Source organism: Endozoicomonas sp. ALD068 (genome assembly GCF_049310145.1).
In the GTDB taxonomy this organism is placed as follows: domain Bacteria; phylum Pseudomonadota; class Gammaproteobacteria; order Pseudomonadales; family Endozoicomonadaceae; genus Endozoicomonas_A.
Genome location: NZ_JBLYNU010000004.1, coordinates 1,823,480 through 1,838,893, shown reverse-complemented (window position 1 = coordinate 1,838,893; position 15,414 = coordinate 1,823,480). Strand labels below are relative to the sequence as shown.

Here is a 15,414-nt window from a genome sequence, read left to right as displayed (position 1 = left end):
CTGTTTTGAACTTTCATTCTGAAATTGTCTCTGACTGACTAAATAGTTTTAACCGTCCTTGTTGATCAAAGATAAGCAGGAACCCGTCATGCATGGAATAAATAATAAATCCGCTATTGAAGCACCAATAACTCAAGCTCTATCGCTAACACCAACGGGTAACAGTGCGGGCTGGTCCATTACCGTATCTGACAAGGAAAAAAAATCTTCATTTCTGGATTTAACCTCAAATACACTGTCCGTGATTTTTCGCCATTTGAAACTTCGGGATATTCGCAGTTTACAAAAGGTATGTACCCGCCTTCGCGACGAGATCAAAGAAGATAACGCACTGGCAAAAGCCTGGTATCGCCAGTTTTCTCCAGCACACCAGAATCAACTGAGGATGACGATCAACAGAAAAGACAAGAATCAACTCCGAGCCTGGTTTGAGTCGTTTTCCAATGATAAGGCGTTACTCCAGTCCCTCAGAGAGCGCGAGCCAACGAGTGTTTATTCACCTGCTCTATTATTTTTCTCAAAGGCTGAGCTGATGTCTCAATGTAAAACCTTTGAATTAGTCACAAAAGCCACCATTGACAAAATTTATAAAACCAACTCAGCCACCAGCTTTGACGAGCTCATGTCTATGGAAGTTCACAATAAAGTCCACTCTGCTGATCTCAGTGCTGATGGCCGCTATCTGGCCACCGCCAATGGCGACAACACAGTAAAAATCTACGACTACAAGTCAGATGGAACATGGGAAATTAAAACCACCATTCCTCTACACAGACCGGTCAAATCAGCCACTTTCAGTCCCGATAGTCACCATCTGGTCCTCGGCAGTATGCATGGCACCGTGTGGCTATGTGACCTGGGATCTGATGAATCATGGAAACTAAGCGCCACCATTTGCAATGAAAGTCCACTCTGTTCAGTCACCTTCAGCACCGATAGTCGACATGTCGTGACCGCCAGTTTTGATAAAACAGCAAAAATATACAGTCAGAAGGATGATGGAACATGGAAGTTAACAACCACCCTTCCCCATCACGGTTCTGTCCTTTCAGCCATTTTCAGCACCGATGGCCGCCATTTGCTAATCGGCTGCGGGGATAAAACGGCGAAAATCTATAGCCAGAGAGCCGATGAATTATGGGAAGAAAAAGAGGTTTTTCCCCATGAGGAGACAGTCCTGTCAGCTGCCTTCAGCGCCGATGATCGTAGTGTGGTCACCGTCACTATGTATGATGGCAAGGCGAAAATCTATGAGAAAAAGTCCGATGGATCATGGGAAGAGAATGCCTTCATTCAACCCATTAACACTGTCAAATCGGCCTCCTTCAGCCCCGATGGCCGTCATCTAGTGACGACCAGAGCAGATAACACAGTGAAAATTTACGTCCGAAAAGCCGATGGCTTGTGGGAAGAAAAAGCCACCTTTTCTCATAAGAGTTCGGTCTTCTCAGCCACCTTCAGCCCTGATGGCCGCCATTTGGTGACTGCCAGCTATGACAAAACGGCGAAAATCATTGGTCAGCAGAATGATGGGACATGGTTAGAAAAAGCCAACATTGTCCATAGTGACACTATCGCATCGGCCGCCTTTAGCGCCGATGGCAGTCAGGTGATCACATCCAGTGAGGATGGCATAGTGAAAATCACTGAATTACGGAGGCATCATTTATTGTCTGCTGTCACTGAGTGACACCATCCTACATGGAGTTTTAGAGTTTTACGACACCCACGGAGTGAGGGAACGAGTTGACTCCCGTCATTCCCGGCTTCATTCCCGTCATTCCCGTCATTCCCGTCATTCCCGTCATTCCCGTCATTCCCGTCATTCCCGTCATTCCCGTCATTCCCGTCATTCCCGTCATTCCCGCGAAGGCGGGAATCCACACTGACCCACCACCAGAACCATACTGCCCGGAGCCCCCCTGGCCTTGCCATCCCCGAGAAGTCAGAGATCCACCGTTGGCGCTGGATTCCCGCCTTCGCGGGAATGACGACCTCAGAGCATGGGAAAGAGTTGATGTTGGAGTTTTGCGACACCCATGTTGGAGTTTTGCGATGGAGTTTTGCGACACCCACAGAGTGAGGGAACGAGTTGACTCCCGTCATTCCCGGCTTCATTCCCGCCATTCCCGGCCTCATTCCCGTCATTCCCGGCCTCATTCCCGTCATTCCCGCGAAGGCGGGAATCCACACTGACTCACCACCAGAACCATACTGCCCGGAGCCCCCCTGGCCTTGTCATCCCCGAGAAGTCAGAGATCCACCGTTGGCGCTGGATTCCCGCCTTCGCGGGAATGACGACCTCAGAGCATGGGAACGAGCTGTTGGAGTTTTGCGACACCCACAGAGTGAGGGAACGAGTTGACTCCCGTCATTCCCGGCTTCATTCCCGTCATTCCCGTCATTCCCGTCATTCCCGTCATTCCCGTCATTCCCGTCATTCCCGTCATTCCCGCGAAGGCGGGAATCCACACTGACTCACCACCAGAACCATACTGCCCGGAGCCCCCCTGGCCTTGTCATCCCCGAGAAGTCAGAGATCCACCGTTGGCGCTGGATTCCCGCCTTCGCGGGAATGACGACCTCAGAGCATGGGAACGAGCTGTTGGAGTTTTGCGACACCCACGGAGCGAGGGAACGAGTTGTTAGAGTTTTGCGACAGCCTCACAAGGCTTATTCCAATTCTCAGTCTCAGCAAAACAGACTACCTTGAATAAATTCAGCAACCTAACCGATCAGGCAATGTACAGCTTTTACACCTTTCTACAGTTGTCCAATGTAGCATTTGTAGCAACAGTAATTTCCTTTTTCACAAATCCTGAAGTGGCCACTGGTGAATATTTGGAATGGCAGTTGCCTGTAAACCAACAAAGTGATGCCTCTCTATCCGTTCGAGCCAGGTCGGTAAGTGTTGCTAAAAAAACTCAGGGCACACGAACGCAGCCTTTTACTGGCGAAGTCACTGTTTTCGGGCAGATCGACCAGCCATTTATCGTCTGTGCACAAGGCTTAAACGCTCAGGGCTTTACTTATGAAGCCAGTGCTGTTGTACCTTTCCCCTTTTCTGATAGTGCAAAATCAACCCATCTTTATGTGCTCAGGTTGAGTGAGCAAACGGGCAGAATGGCGATTAAAAAAAGCCAGCCTTGTCCGGAGTCTTTTAATCACCCGTATCCATTCACATCAGGGCAATATCTGCGTTCAAAAAGGCCTTTTTTAGTGGTAGATGGACGAGTAGAAAAAACGCTCAATACTCAAAATGCCGGGGCCATTCCCCCTGCCGACATGCCAATCAAGCCTGTATTGTTTCAAAGCCCTTCAGGCGGTGGCTACGACACTGACGATTTCAACGATTTCAAACGTCCGCCCTTTATGCCCGTGCCTGACAAAATGATGGTCGACCTGCTTCTCCTGCCCACTCTCAGCCTGCCTGCTAACTGGCGTGATTATCTGCCCTTTGTCGGGGTGTACCACTGGCTTACCAATACACAGCCCGAAGGAGTAACGATGGTTGTACGGTTCGGTGATTCGCCGCCGCTTACCTTCCAAATCAGCCTGGCTGAATCCCGGGAACTGGCGGATAAGCTGCTTAATACACGGGCGCTTTTACACTGGCTCGCACCCAAACTCAGTGGCAGGGAGCATCTGATACAACAGCTTCTGGAGCTGACAGCAGACTCAGATGAACTACCCAACCCATTATCTGAAGAAATCCTTAAATCCCTCCGAAAGCAACTGGCTATCGTGTTGGAACTTCCAGATACTGAGTTCAGTCTTGAGTTTGAATACTCGGAACTGGAACGCACCTTTAGAAGACAGACCAAGACTCAGACACCCCCCGGAACCATACAGCTGGGAAACTCCGAAAGCACAAGTTCACAAAATCCCGCAGTGAATAAAGGCAACAAACAGCGTTATTCAGGCCGCCAGACACACAACAATGAAAAACAACAAAACCAGCCAGAGCAGAATTATCCAGAACCTGATAACAAAGGTACCGATTACACTCATAATGCATTTTCCGAGGATGATGAGTATTACACTGTCATACTGCATCAAACCGAATATCACGTCAGCAAACGACAGGTGTTAGCGAATCTGGACAGGCCTGCGTCAGAAGCCGGTTTAAGGCTATCTTGTGTGGATTGCGAACAAAGCGGGTTTCTGCTTGAGGAACTACTGCCTCACGCAGAAAGGCACCGGATAACATGCGATCGGTGTCAACAATTCAGACCCATTGCAGGTACCCTTGATGCGCGCCAAATAATGCTACAAAACCATACCCAAAGTCAGTGTACTCGCTACAGAGGGCAGGTACTGGGAGCACCTTTAATGGACAATACTCTGACTCTGTTCCGTTTCATGATTCGTTTCGGAACGGAAAAAACCCTGCTCGACCTGTTACAACAATTCGATTTACCGATAGTCGCTGAGGATTTAAATCAGACCGATCGTAACCACAGAACCGTGCTTCACGATCTGGCTCAATATACTTCACCGGCAGTCATCCGATCGTTTCTTCAGCGTTTCAAACATTGGGTAACAGCAGAACTAATACAGCTTCCAGACAATTACGGCTGGACTTCAGCACACTACCTGTTTCAATATCAGTCAGAACAAGCCATCACTGAAACCATTCAATCTAATGGCAAGATGATTACCTGGGAATTGCAGTCCCGGCGAAACCACCAAGGTTCAACCCTGCTTCATATTCTTTATCACCGGCATTTCTTCCGGGCAGTGGCGGAAGTGTTTCAAAGATTACAAAATCAGACAGGCAGACCTGTTAGCCAGGATCTGGCAGTGAAGGATTTCAGTGGCGTGAACCTGCTGCATATTCTTTTTGCCAGTGGCAGTACCCCGCTGATTTATCATTTTATTGACCGGAATTACCTGAAGACCGGTTTTATGCTGGGGGATGTAGCCCATAACGGCGAAACGCCTCTGCACATACTGTTTGAGCAGGGTTCTTCATCTGCCATTCAACGGCTTATTGACCTCTATAAAAATTACCTTGACTCTCAGGTGTTAAGCAGAAAACGAGCCATTGATGGCTATACCCTGCTGCATCTTCTCTTTGCCAGAGGTGATATCTCACTGACTAAAGCATTTCTGGACAGCTTTGACTTTAATTATCTCACAGGACTAACAACCAACCATGCCGGTGTCTCTGTACTTCAGATGTTGTTGCAGCATGCTTCTCCTGCAGCTGCATCGACCTGGTTGCGGGCTACCCTTGTGCATGTGCATAAGCAGCTTCTAAAAACACTTTTGGAGACTAACCCTGAACTCAGCTGGGACGAGCTGTTTCAACGGGCCGGGCAGCTTCAGGTCAGGTCACATCGACTTGACTGGTTGAAGGTAGAGCGAGAAAAACTTGAACCATCATTTGTTGGATTTTCGGCACCGCTTTCAGAACCTTTGGGTTCGACAAGGCTTGCTCATGGGCCATCCGCTCCGCCGCTGTTTGTACCGGAGAAAGCAACGACTTCGGAAGTCTCCATTGCAAGTGCTGAAAAATCTTCAGAGGTTTTAAGCATCACAGAAAAATCCATAGTCACTGTCGCCAGTGGTGAAAACCAGTTACACGTAATAGCAAGAAACAGCTCACCTGAAGAGATTGCAGCAATCTTCGAACGCAATGCTGAAACCATCACGCCAGCCATGCTATCAAAAGCCAATACTGCTGGTATTACGCCTTTTCATATATTGGTTGTTCGAGGTATCAGCGCCGGTACTATTTTGTCTTGGCTTTCGCATGGTTTATCAGATGCTGTGACCGTTGAGCTGCTTGATAAAAATCTCTTTGCCGAACTTAGCTGGCGGCACTTATACGATTACGCTCGTGTATCTCCTTATCTTGAAAAAGACCTGAAACTCAAACAGGTTCTGGGCCTGCTTAAGCCGATATTCAATCAAAAACCCACATCATCTGAAATTGCTTCATCGCCATCAACTCAGGAGTTTTCAGACGCAGAGGCTCATATGGAGTGTCCAATTTGTATGGAGGCAATGGTCGAAAATGTTGCGGCCACTCCCTGTTGCGGTCAACTCTTCCATAAAGATTGCATTACCCGTTGGGTAGAAGACAAAAAAGAGTGTTCTCTCTGTCGCGAGAGTATTTCAGCCAATCAATTAACAACCATCCGACTGCCTAATATTGTTGTTCCGAAAGGGTTTGATGCTCAGCCTAAAGTGAAGCCAGAAGAAAAAAGCTCGTCGCCTGATGGAGCAAAAGGTTTTGCCTTTGGTGTTGAACCTGACTTTAAAGCCGGTATGCAATTAGAAACGACAGATAAGATGGGCGATACACCATTACCCCACTTGGCTACTAGTCAAGGCCAAACAGACACCGTCGAAGCCAAGGTATTGTCGGACATTGACCGATTCATCCGCTTTTGGGATTTTAACGTTGCTGCCCGCAATGGCAACACATGGTTGATCAGGGAATCGCTGAAGGTTGATCCCTCCCTGGCCAAAGAGAAGGCTAACGATGGCTCGACGGCTCTCCACTCAGCTGCTCGTAATGGCCAACTAGAAACCATCCAGACATTGCTGAACTTTGACCCCTCACTGGCCAAAGAGAAGGATAACTATGGCTGTACGGCTCTCCACTTAGCTGCTTATAACGGCCACACAGAGGCCATCCAGACATTGCTGAACTTTGACCCCTCAATGGCCAAAGAGAAGGATAACTATGGCTGTACGGCTCTCCACTTCGCTTCTGAATGTGGCCACTTAAAGGCCACCCGGACATTGCTGAAGTTTGACCGTTCTCTGGCCAAAGAGAAGGATTATTATGGCAATACGGCTCTTCACAAAGCTGTTTCTAATTTTTGGGGCCATACAGTGGTTATCCAGACATTGCTGAAGTTTGACCTCTCGCTGGCTAAAGAGAAGGATAACTACGGCGAAACCGCTCTCCACAAAGCTGCTCGTGAGGGATGCACAGCGGACATTCGGACATTGCTGAACTTTGACCGCTCCCTGGCCAAAGAAAAGGATAACGATGGCAAAACGGCTCTCGACTTTGCTATCAAGTGTGGCCACAGAAAGTGCAAGAAACTTCTTGAAGACTATGGAGCCCAACCATCGGGCAGCCTTCAACAGTGAGCAATAAAATTGCGCGGAGAACCGATTCCTGATTATTTCAAACCTCGCCCTCATACTGCGCTAAACCCGTCGCAGTACCTTTGACCTCCCCATCCTTAATAAACGCCTTTTCACCAACGTTTCTCGACTTTAGTCTTCAGGTAGCACGCCGAAAAATAACTGCATCAATTTTGGAAGAGACTAGTGCAGCTAAGCCTTGATATCCATACAGCCCTCGTTCCCAAGCTCTGAGGTCGTCATTCCCGCGAAGGCGGGAATCCAGCGCCAACAGTGGGCCTCTGCCTTCTCGCGGATGAAAAGGCCAGGGGCACCGGGCAGTATGGTTCTGGTGGTGATTCAGTGTGGATTCCCGCCTTCGCGGGAATGACGTGAGTCTAGCCGGGAATGACGGGAGTCTAGCCGGGAATGACGGGAGTCTAGCCGGGAATGACGGGAGGGGAACCAGGGTTTTTCGACAACCTCGGAGTATGGGAACGAGTTGTTGGAGTTTTGCGACAGCCTCACAAGGCTTATTCCAATTCTCAGTCTCAACAAAACAGACTACCCTGTATAAACTCAGCAACCTAAACTCTTTGGCAATGTACATCTTTTACACCTTTCTACAGCTGTCGACTGTATCATTTGTAGCAACAGTAATTTCCTTTTTCACAAATCCTGAAGTGGCCGCTGGTGAATATTTGGAATGGCAGTTGCCTGTAAACCAACAAAGTGATGCCTCTCTATCCGTTCGAGCCAGGTCGGTAAGTGTTGCTACAAAAACTCAGAGCACACGAACACAGTCTTTTACTGGCGAAGTTACTATTTTCGGGCAGATCGACCAGCCATTCATTGTCTGTGCACAAGGCTTAAACGCTCAGGGCTTTACTTATCAAGCCAGTGCTGTTGTACCTTTCCCCTTTTCTGATAATGATAAATCAACCCACCTTTATGTGCTTACGTTGAGTGAGCGAACGGGCAGAATGACGATTAAAGAAAGCCAGCCTTGCCCGGAGTCTTTTAATCACCCGTATCCATTCACATCAGGGCAATATCTGCGTTCAAAAAGGCCTTTTTTAGTGGTAGATGGACGAGTAGAAAAAACGCTCAATACTCAAAATGCCGGGGCAATTCCTCCCGCCGATATGCCAATCAAGCCTGTGTTGTTTCAAAGCCCTTCAGGTGGTGGCTACGACACTGACGATGACAACGATTTCAAACGACCGCCCTTTATGCCCGTACCTGACAAAATGATGGTCGACCTGATTCTCCTGCCCACTCTGAGCCTGCCTGCTAACTGGCGTGATTATCTGCCCTTTGTCGGGGTGTACCACTGGCTTACCAATACTCAGCCCGAAGGAGTAACGATGGTTGTGCGGTTCGGCGATTCGCCGCCGCTTACCTTCCAAATCAGCCTGGCTGAATCCCGGGAACTGGCGGATAAGCTGCTTAATACACGGGCGCTTTTACACTGGCTCGCACCCAAACTCAGTGGCAGGGAGCATCTGATACAACAGCTTCTGGAGCTGACAGCAGACTCAGATGAACTACCCAACCCATTATCTGAAGAAATCCTTAAATCCCTCCGAAAGCAACTGGCTATCGTGTTGGAACTTCCAGATACTGAGTTCAGTCTTGAGTTTGAATACTCGGAACTGGAACGCACCTTTAGAAGACAGACCAAGACTCAGACACCCCCCGGAACCATACAGCTGGGAAACTCCGAAAGCACAAGTTCACAAAATCCCGCAGTGAATAAAGGCAACAAACAGCGTTATTCAGGCCGCCAGACACACAACAATGAAAAACAACAAAACCAGCCAGAGCAGAATTATCCAGAACCTGATAACAAAGGTACCGATTACACTCATAATGCATTGTCCGGGGATGATGAGTATTACACCGTCATACTGCATCAAACCGAATATCACGTCAGCAAACGACAGGTGTTAGCGAATCTGGACAGGCCTGCGTCAGAAGCCGGTTTAAGGCTATCTTGTGTGGATTGCGAACAAAGCGGGTTTCTGCTTCAGGAAGTACTGCCTCACGCAGAAAGGCACCGGATAACATGCGATCAGTGTCAACAATTCAGACCCATTGCAGGTACCCTTGACGCACGCCAAGTAATGCTAAAAAGCCATACCCAAAGTCAGTGCACTCGGTACAGAGGGCAAGTACCGGGAACACCTTCAATGGACAGTACTCTGACTCTGTTCCGTTTCATGATTCGTTTCGGAACCGAAGAAACCCTGCTCGACCTGTTACAACAATTCGATTTACCGATAGTCGCTGAGGATATAAATCAGACAGATCGTAACCACAGAACCGTGCTTCACGATCTGGCTCAATATACTTCACCGGCAGTCATCCGGTCGTTTCTGCAGCGTTTCAAGCATTGGGTAACCGCTGAACTGATACAGCTTCCAGACAATGACGGCTGGACATCAGCACACTACCTGTTTCAATATCAGTCGGAACAGGACATCATGGAAACCATTCAATCTAATGGCAAGATGATTACCTGGGAATTGCAGGCCCGGCAGAACCGCCGAGGTTCAACTCCGCTTCATATTCTTTATCACCGGAATTTCTTCCGGGCAGTGGAGGGAGTGTTTCAAAGATTACAAAATCAGACAGGCAGACCTGTTCGCCAGGATCTGGCAATGCAGAATTTCAGTGGCGCAAACCTGCTGCATATTCTTTTTGCCAGTTGCAGTAACACGCTGATTTATAATTTTATTGACCAGAATTATTCCCTGATGACCGGTGCTATGCTGGAGGCTGAAGCCCATAATGGCGAAACGCCACTGCACATACTGTTTGGTCAGGCTTATCCATCTACCATTCAACGGCTTATTGAAGGCTGTCGCATTTACCTTGACTCTAAGGTGTTACGCAAAAAACGAGCCATTGATGGCTATACCCCGCTGCATCTTCTCTTTGCCAGAGGTAATATCTCACTGACCAAAGCATTTCTGGGCAGGGTTTACTTTGATTATCTCATAGGATTAACAACCAACCATGCCGGTGTCTCTGTATCTCAGATGTTTTTACAGCATACTTCTCCTGCAGCTGCATCGTCTTGGTTGCGGGCTGACCTTGAGCATAAGCATGACCAGCTTCTAAAAACACTTTTGGAGACTAACCCTGAACTCAGCTGGGACGAGCTGTTTCAACAGGCCAGGCTGTTTCAAGTCAGGTCACATCGACTTGACTGGTTGAAGGAAGAGCGAGAAAAAAGCATCACAGAAAAATCCATAGTCACTGTCGCCAGTGGTAAAAACCAGTTACACGAAATAGCAAGAAACAGCTCACCTGAAGAGATTGCAGCATTCTTTGAACGCAATGCTGAAACCATTACGCCAGCCATGCTATCAGAAGCCAATATTGCTGGTTGTACGCCTTTTCATATATTGGTTGATCGAGGTATCGGCGCCGGTACTATTTTTTCCTGGCTTTTGCATGGTTTATCAGATGCTGTGGCCAATGAGCTGCTTGATAAAAATCTCGTAGGCGAACTTAGCTGGCGGCCTTTATACGATTATGCTCGTGTATCTCCTTACCTTGAAAAAGACCTGAAACTCAAACAGGTTCTGGGGCTGCTTGAGCCGATATTCAATCAAAAACCCACGTCATCTGAAATTGCTTCATCGCCATCAACTCAGGAGCTTTCAGACGCAGTGGCTCACATGGAGTGTCCAATTTGCATGGAGGCAATGGTCGAACATGTTGCGGCCACTCCCTGTTGCGGTCAACTCTTCCATAAAGATTGCATTACCCGTTGGGTAGAAGACAAAAAAGAGTGTTCTCTCTGTCGCAAGAGTATTTCAGCCAATCAGTTAACAACCATCCGATTGCCTGAGATTGTTGTGACGAAAGTGTTTGATGTTCGACCTGAATTGAAGCCAGAAGAAAAAAGCTCGTCGTCTGATGGAGCAAAATCACCCCACTTTGCTACCGGTCAAGGCCACACAGAGGCCGTCAAGGCCAAGGTATTGTCGGACAGTGACCGAATCAAGCACCTTCGGGATTTGCATACTGCTGTTCGCAATGGCAACACAAAATTCATCAAGAGAATGCTGGACTTTTACCCCTCCCTGGCCAAAGAGAAGATTGATCGCGAAACGGCTCTTCACCTGGCTGCTTCGGAAGGCCAGACAGAGGTCATCCAGACATTGCTGAACTTTGACCCCTCCCTGGTCAAAGAGAAGAATATCTTTGGCGAAACGGCTCTCCACAAAGCTGCTTATGAAGGCCCCTCAGAGACCATCCACAAATTGCTGAAAATTGCCCCCTCACTGGCCAAAGAGAGGGACAACGATGGCAAAACGGCTCTCCACAATGCTGCTTTTCGTGGCAACACAGTGGCCATCCAGACATTGCTGGAATTTGACCGCTCACTGACCAAAGAGAAGGACAACAATGGCAAAACGGCTCTCCACACAGCTGCTAATTGTGGCCATCCAGAGGTCATCCAGAAATTGCTGGACTTTGACCGCTTAGTAGCCAAAGAGAAGGATAAATATGGCAGGACGGCTCTCGACTATGCTATGCAGCTTATCTGCACAGACTGCAAGAAACTTCTTGAAGACTATGGAGCCCAACCATCGGGCAGCCTTCAACAGTGAGCAATAAAAGTGAAAATCACTGAATTACGGAGGAATCATTTATTGTCTGTTGTCACTGAGTGACACTATCTCAGTAGCACTATCCTGCATGCACCAAAAATCATTTTGTTAGTTGTACTTACCAACCTGTTTTGAACTTTCATTCTAAAACTGTCTCTGACTGACTAAAAATTTCTAAACGTCCTTGTTGATCAAAGACAAATAACAACTTTGCAGGAGCCCTTCATGCATGGAATAGATAATAAACCCGTTATTGAACCGCCAATAACGCAAACTCAAGTTCTATCGCTAACACCAACGGGTAACAGTGCAGGCTGGTCCATTACTGTATCTGACGAGGAAAAAAAATCTTCATTTCAGGATTTAACCTCAGATACGCTGTCCCTGATTTTTCGCCATTTGAAACTTCGGGATATTCGCAGTTTACAAAAGGTTTGTACCCGCCTTCGCGACGTGATCAAAGAAGATAGCGCTCTGGCAAAAGCCTGGTATCGCCAGTTTTCTTCGGCACACCAGAATCAACTGAAGATGACCCTCTCCATAAAAGACAAGAATCAACTCCGAGCCTGGTTTGAGTTGTTTTCCAATGATAAGGCGTTACTCCGGTCACTTACAGAGCGCGAGCCGACGAGTGTTTATTCACCTGCTCTATTATTTTTCACCAGGGCTAAGCTGATGTCTCAATGTAAAACCTTTGAATTAGTCAGAAAAGCCACCATTGACAAAATTTATAAAGCCAACTCAGACACCAGCTCTGACGAGCTCATGATTATGGAAGCTGACAATAGAGTCCACTCAGCCGACCTCAGTGCTGATGGCCGCTATCTGGTAACCGCCAATGGCGACAATACAGCAAAAATCTACGGCCACAAGACGGATGGAACATGGGAAATTAAAACCACCATTCCTCTTGATAGACAGGTCGTATCAGCAATTTTCAGTCCCGATGGTCACCATCTGGTGATCGTCAGTTCGTATGGCTATGGCATGGTGAAGGTATTTGACCTGGGATCTAATGAAACATGGCAACCAAAGGCCACCATTCGCCATGATAATCCAATCTCTTCTGCCACTTTCAGCACCGATAGTCGACATGTAGTAACCGCCAGTTTGGATCACACAGCAAAAATCTACAGTCAGAAGGATGATGGATCATGGAATTCAACTGCCATCCTTGCCCATTACGATGCTATCCATTCAGCCATTTTCAGCACCGATGGCCGCCATTTGCTAATTGCCTGCAGGGATAAAACCGCGAAAATCTACAGCCAGAACGGCAGATTATGGGAAGAAAAAGAAGTTTTTCCCCATGAGGAGGCTATCCTGTCAGCCGCCTTCAGCGCCGATGATCGCTATGTGGTTACCGTCGGTATGAATGATTGCAAGGCAAGAATCTATGAGAAGAAATCCGATGGATCATGGGAAGAAAATACCTTCATTCAACACACTAAATATGTCAAATCCGCCACCTTCAGCCCCGATGGCCGTCATTTAGTGACGGCCAGAAGAGATCAAACCGTGAAAATTTACGGCCGAAAAGCCGATGGCTTATGGGAAGAAAAAGCCTCTTTTTTCCATGATGATTGGGTCTTTTCAGCCACCTTCAGCCCTGACGGCCGTCATGTGGTGACTGCAAGCAAGGACGGAACGGCGAAAATCATTGGTCAGCAGGATGATGGCTCATGGTTAGAAAAAGCCAACATTTTCCATGATGACTCTGTTTCATCGGCCAGCTTCAGCGCCGATGGCAGCCAGGTGATCACATCCAGTGTGGATGGCATAGTGAAAATCACTGAATTACGGAGAAATCATTCATTGTCTGCTGTCACTGAGTGACATCTTTCTGCATGCACCGAAAGGCATTTTGTTAGTTCCACTGATCAGCCTGTTATGAACGTTCATTCTGAAATTTTCTCTAACTGACTGAATATTTTTTAACTGCCCTTGTTGATCAACGATAAAAAGCAACTTTGCAAGAGCCAGTCATGAATGGAATAAATAAAAATCGCGTTACTGAATCACCACTAACACAAGCTCTATCGCTAACAACAACGGATAACAGTGCGGGCAGGTCCGTTACTGTATCTGACAAGGAAATAAAATATTCATTTCAGGATTTAACCTCAGATACACTGTCCCTGATTTTTCGTCATTTGAAACTTCGGGATATTCGCAGTTTACAAAAGGTATGTACCCGCCTTCGCGACCTGATCAAAGAAGACAAGGCTCTGGCAAAAGCCTGGTTTCGCCAGTTTTCTTCATCACACCAGAATCAACTGAGAATGCCCCTCACCATTAAAGATAAGAATCAACTCCGAGCCTGGTTTGAGTCCTTTTCCGATGATCAGGCGTTACTCCAGTCACTCACAGAGCGCGAGCCGACGAGTGTTTATTCACCCGCTCTATTATTTTTCACCAGGGCTGAGCTGATGTCTCAATGTAAAACCTATGAATTAGTCACCAGAGCCACCATTGACAAAACTTATAAAGCGAACTCATCCCCCCCCATTGCCGGTCCCTTGAATAGGCCAGAGCTCAATAGGGTTAACTCAGCCGCTCTCAGTGCTGATAGCCGCTATCTGGTCACAGCTAATGGAGACCGTACGGCAAAAATCTACGGCCTCAAGGCTGATGGAATATGGGAAATAAAAACCACTATTCCCCATGACAAACCGGTTGTATCAGCCATTTTCAGCCCCGATAGTCACCATATATTAATCGTAAGTTTTAATGCGGCGAAGATATATGATCTGGCATGGGATGAATCATGGGAACCAAACACCACCTTTCGCCATGGTGCTCTCATCAATTCAGCCACCTTCAGCACTGATAGTCGTCATGCGGTGATCACCGGTTGTGATGAGACAGGGAAAATCCTTAGCCGGAAGGATGATGGATCGTGGCAATTAACGGCCACCCTCAGGAAAGCCTACAACTCAGCCAACTTCAGCGATGATGGCTGCCATGTGGTCACCACCTCTTTTAATAAAACGGTGGAAATTCATAGCCAGAAGGCGGATGGATCATGGGAAGAAACAGATTCCATTCCCCATAGTGGTAAAGTCATTTCAGCCAATTTCAGCCCCAATGGTTGCTATTTGGTCACCGCCAGTATGGATTGCAGGACGAAACTCTTTGAGAAGAAGTCCGATGGATCATGGAAAGAAAATACCCTCACTCTATACAACAACGTTAACAAATCGGCCACCTTCAGCCCCGATAGCCGCCATTTAGTGACCGGCAGCAACTTTGGCACAGTAAATATCTACGGTCGAAACGCCAATGGTGTATGGAAAGTAAAAGCCATTTTTTTCCATGATGATGAAGTATTGTCAGCCAGCTTCAGCCCTGATGGCCGCCACCTGGTGTCAATCTACAAGCGTTGTAAAACGGCAAAAATCATTGGTCAGCAGGATAATGGCTCATGGTTAGAAAAAGCCAACATTGTCCATGATGACTTTATCACATCGGCCAGCTTCAGCGCCGATGGCAGTCAGGTGATCACATCCAGTAAAGATGGCATAGTGAAAATCACTGAATTACGGAGAAATCATTTATTGTCTGCTGTCACTGAGTGACACCCTTTTGAATGTACCGAAAGTCATTTTGTTAATTTCACTGACCAGCCTGTTATGAACTTTCACTCTGAAACTGTCTCTGACTGACTAAATAATTTTTAAACGTCCTTGCTGATCGT

At 47.4% G+C, this 15,414-nt stretch carries 8 protein-coding genes; all 8 read left to right on the top strand.

What is annotated here, in order from left to right; all coding sequences use genetic code 11:
* The first annotated feature begins 88 nt into the window (after positions 1 to 88).
* The 8 genes from ACO6V5_RS06545 to ACO6V5_RS06510 all read left to right on the top strand — a co-directional run bounded on the left by ACO6V5_RS06545 (position 89) and on the right by ACO6V5_RS06510 (position 15,295).
* The gene (locus ACO6V5_RS06545; protein WP_422413523.1) at positions 89 to 1,690 is read left to right on the top strand and encodes an F-box/WD repeat-containing protein; all 1,602 of its coding nucleotides are present in this window, start codon (positions 89 to 91) and stop codon (positions 1,688 to 1,690) included.
* 56 nt (positions 1,691 to 1,746) lie between these two features.
* Positions 1,747 to 2,196: a hypothetical protein gene (locus tag ACO6V5_RS06540; protein ID WP_422441811.1), complete on the top strand. Its 450-nt coding sequence runs from the start codon at positions 1,747 to 1,749 to the stop codon at positions 2,194 to 2,196.
* On the top strand, positions 2,093 to 2,365 hold the full coding sequence (locus ACO6V5_RS06535) for a hypothetical protein (protein WP_422492073.1): 273 nt from the start codon (positions 2,093 to 2,095) through the stop codon (positions 2,363 to 2,365). The genes ACO6V5_RS06540 and ACO6V5_RS06535 overlap by 104 nt, the downstream gene beginning before the upstream one ends.
* The gene (locus ACO6V5_RS06530) at positions 2,362 to 2,649 is read left to right on the top strand and encodes a hypothetical protein (protein ID WP_422492072.1); all 288 of its coding nucleotides are present in this window, start codon (positions 2,362 to 2,364) and stop codon (positions 2,647 to 2,649) included. The genes ACO6V5_RS06535 and ACO6V5_RS06530 overlap by 4 nt, the downstream gene beginning before the upstream one ends.
* 204 nt (positions 2,650 to 2,853) lie before the next feature.
* A complete protein-coding gene (locus ACO6V5_RS06525) occupies positions 2,854 to 7,113 on the top strand; it encodes an ankyrin repeat domain-containing protein (protein ID WP_422492071.1) in 4,260 nt (1,419 codons plus the stop codon).
* Positions 7,114 to 7,802: 689 nt separating this feature from the next.
* Positions 7,803 to 11,717 carry an ankyrin repeat domain-containing protein gene (locus ACO6V5_RS06520; protein WP_422441817.1) on the top strand — a complete coding sequence of 1,305 codons (3,915 nt, stop codon included), beginning with the start codon at positions 7,803 to 7,805 and terminating at the stop codon, positions 11,715 to 11,717.
* A 225-nt stretch (positions 11,718 to 11,942) separates the two neighbouring features.
* Complete coding sequence (locus ACO6V5_RS06515; RefSeq protein WP_422413050.1) at positions 11,943 to 13,553, top strand: F-box/WD repeat-containing protein; 1,611 nt, start codon at positions 11,943 to 11,945, stop codon at positions 13,551 to 13,553.
* 149 nt (positions 13,554 to 13,702) lie between these two features.
* On the top strand, positions 13,703 to 15,295 hold the full coding sequence (locus ACO6V5_RS06510; RefSeq protein ID WP_422413048.1) for an F-box/WD repeat-containing protein: 1,593 nt from the start codon (positions 13,703 to 13,705) through the stop codon (positions 15,293 to 15,295).
* The last annotated feature ends 119 nt before the right edge of the window (positions 15,296 to 15,414 follow it).

Coding starts and splice junctions, on each gene's coding strand:
- ACO6V5_RS06545 (WP_422413523.1), top strand. CDS start 89: ATGCATGGAATAAATAATAAATCCGCTATTGAAGCACCAATAACTCAA.
- ACO6V5_RS06510 (WP_422413048.1), top strand. CDS start 13,703: ATGAATGGAATAAATAAAAATCGCGTTACTGAATCACCACTAACACAA.
- ACO6V5_RS06515 (WP_422413050.1), top strand. CDS start 11,943: ATGCATGGAATAGATAATAAACCCGTTATTGAACCGCCAATAACGCAA.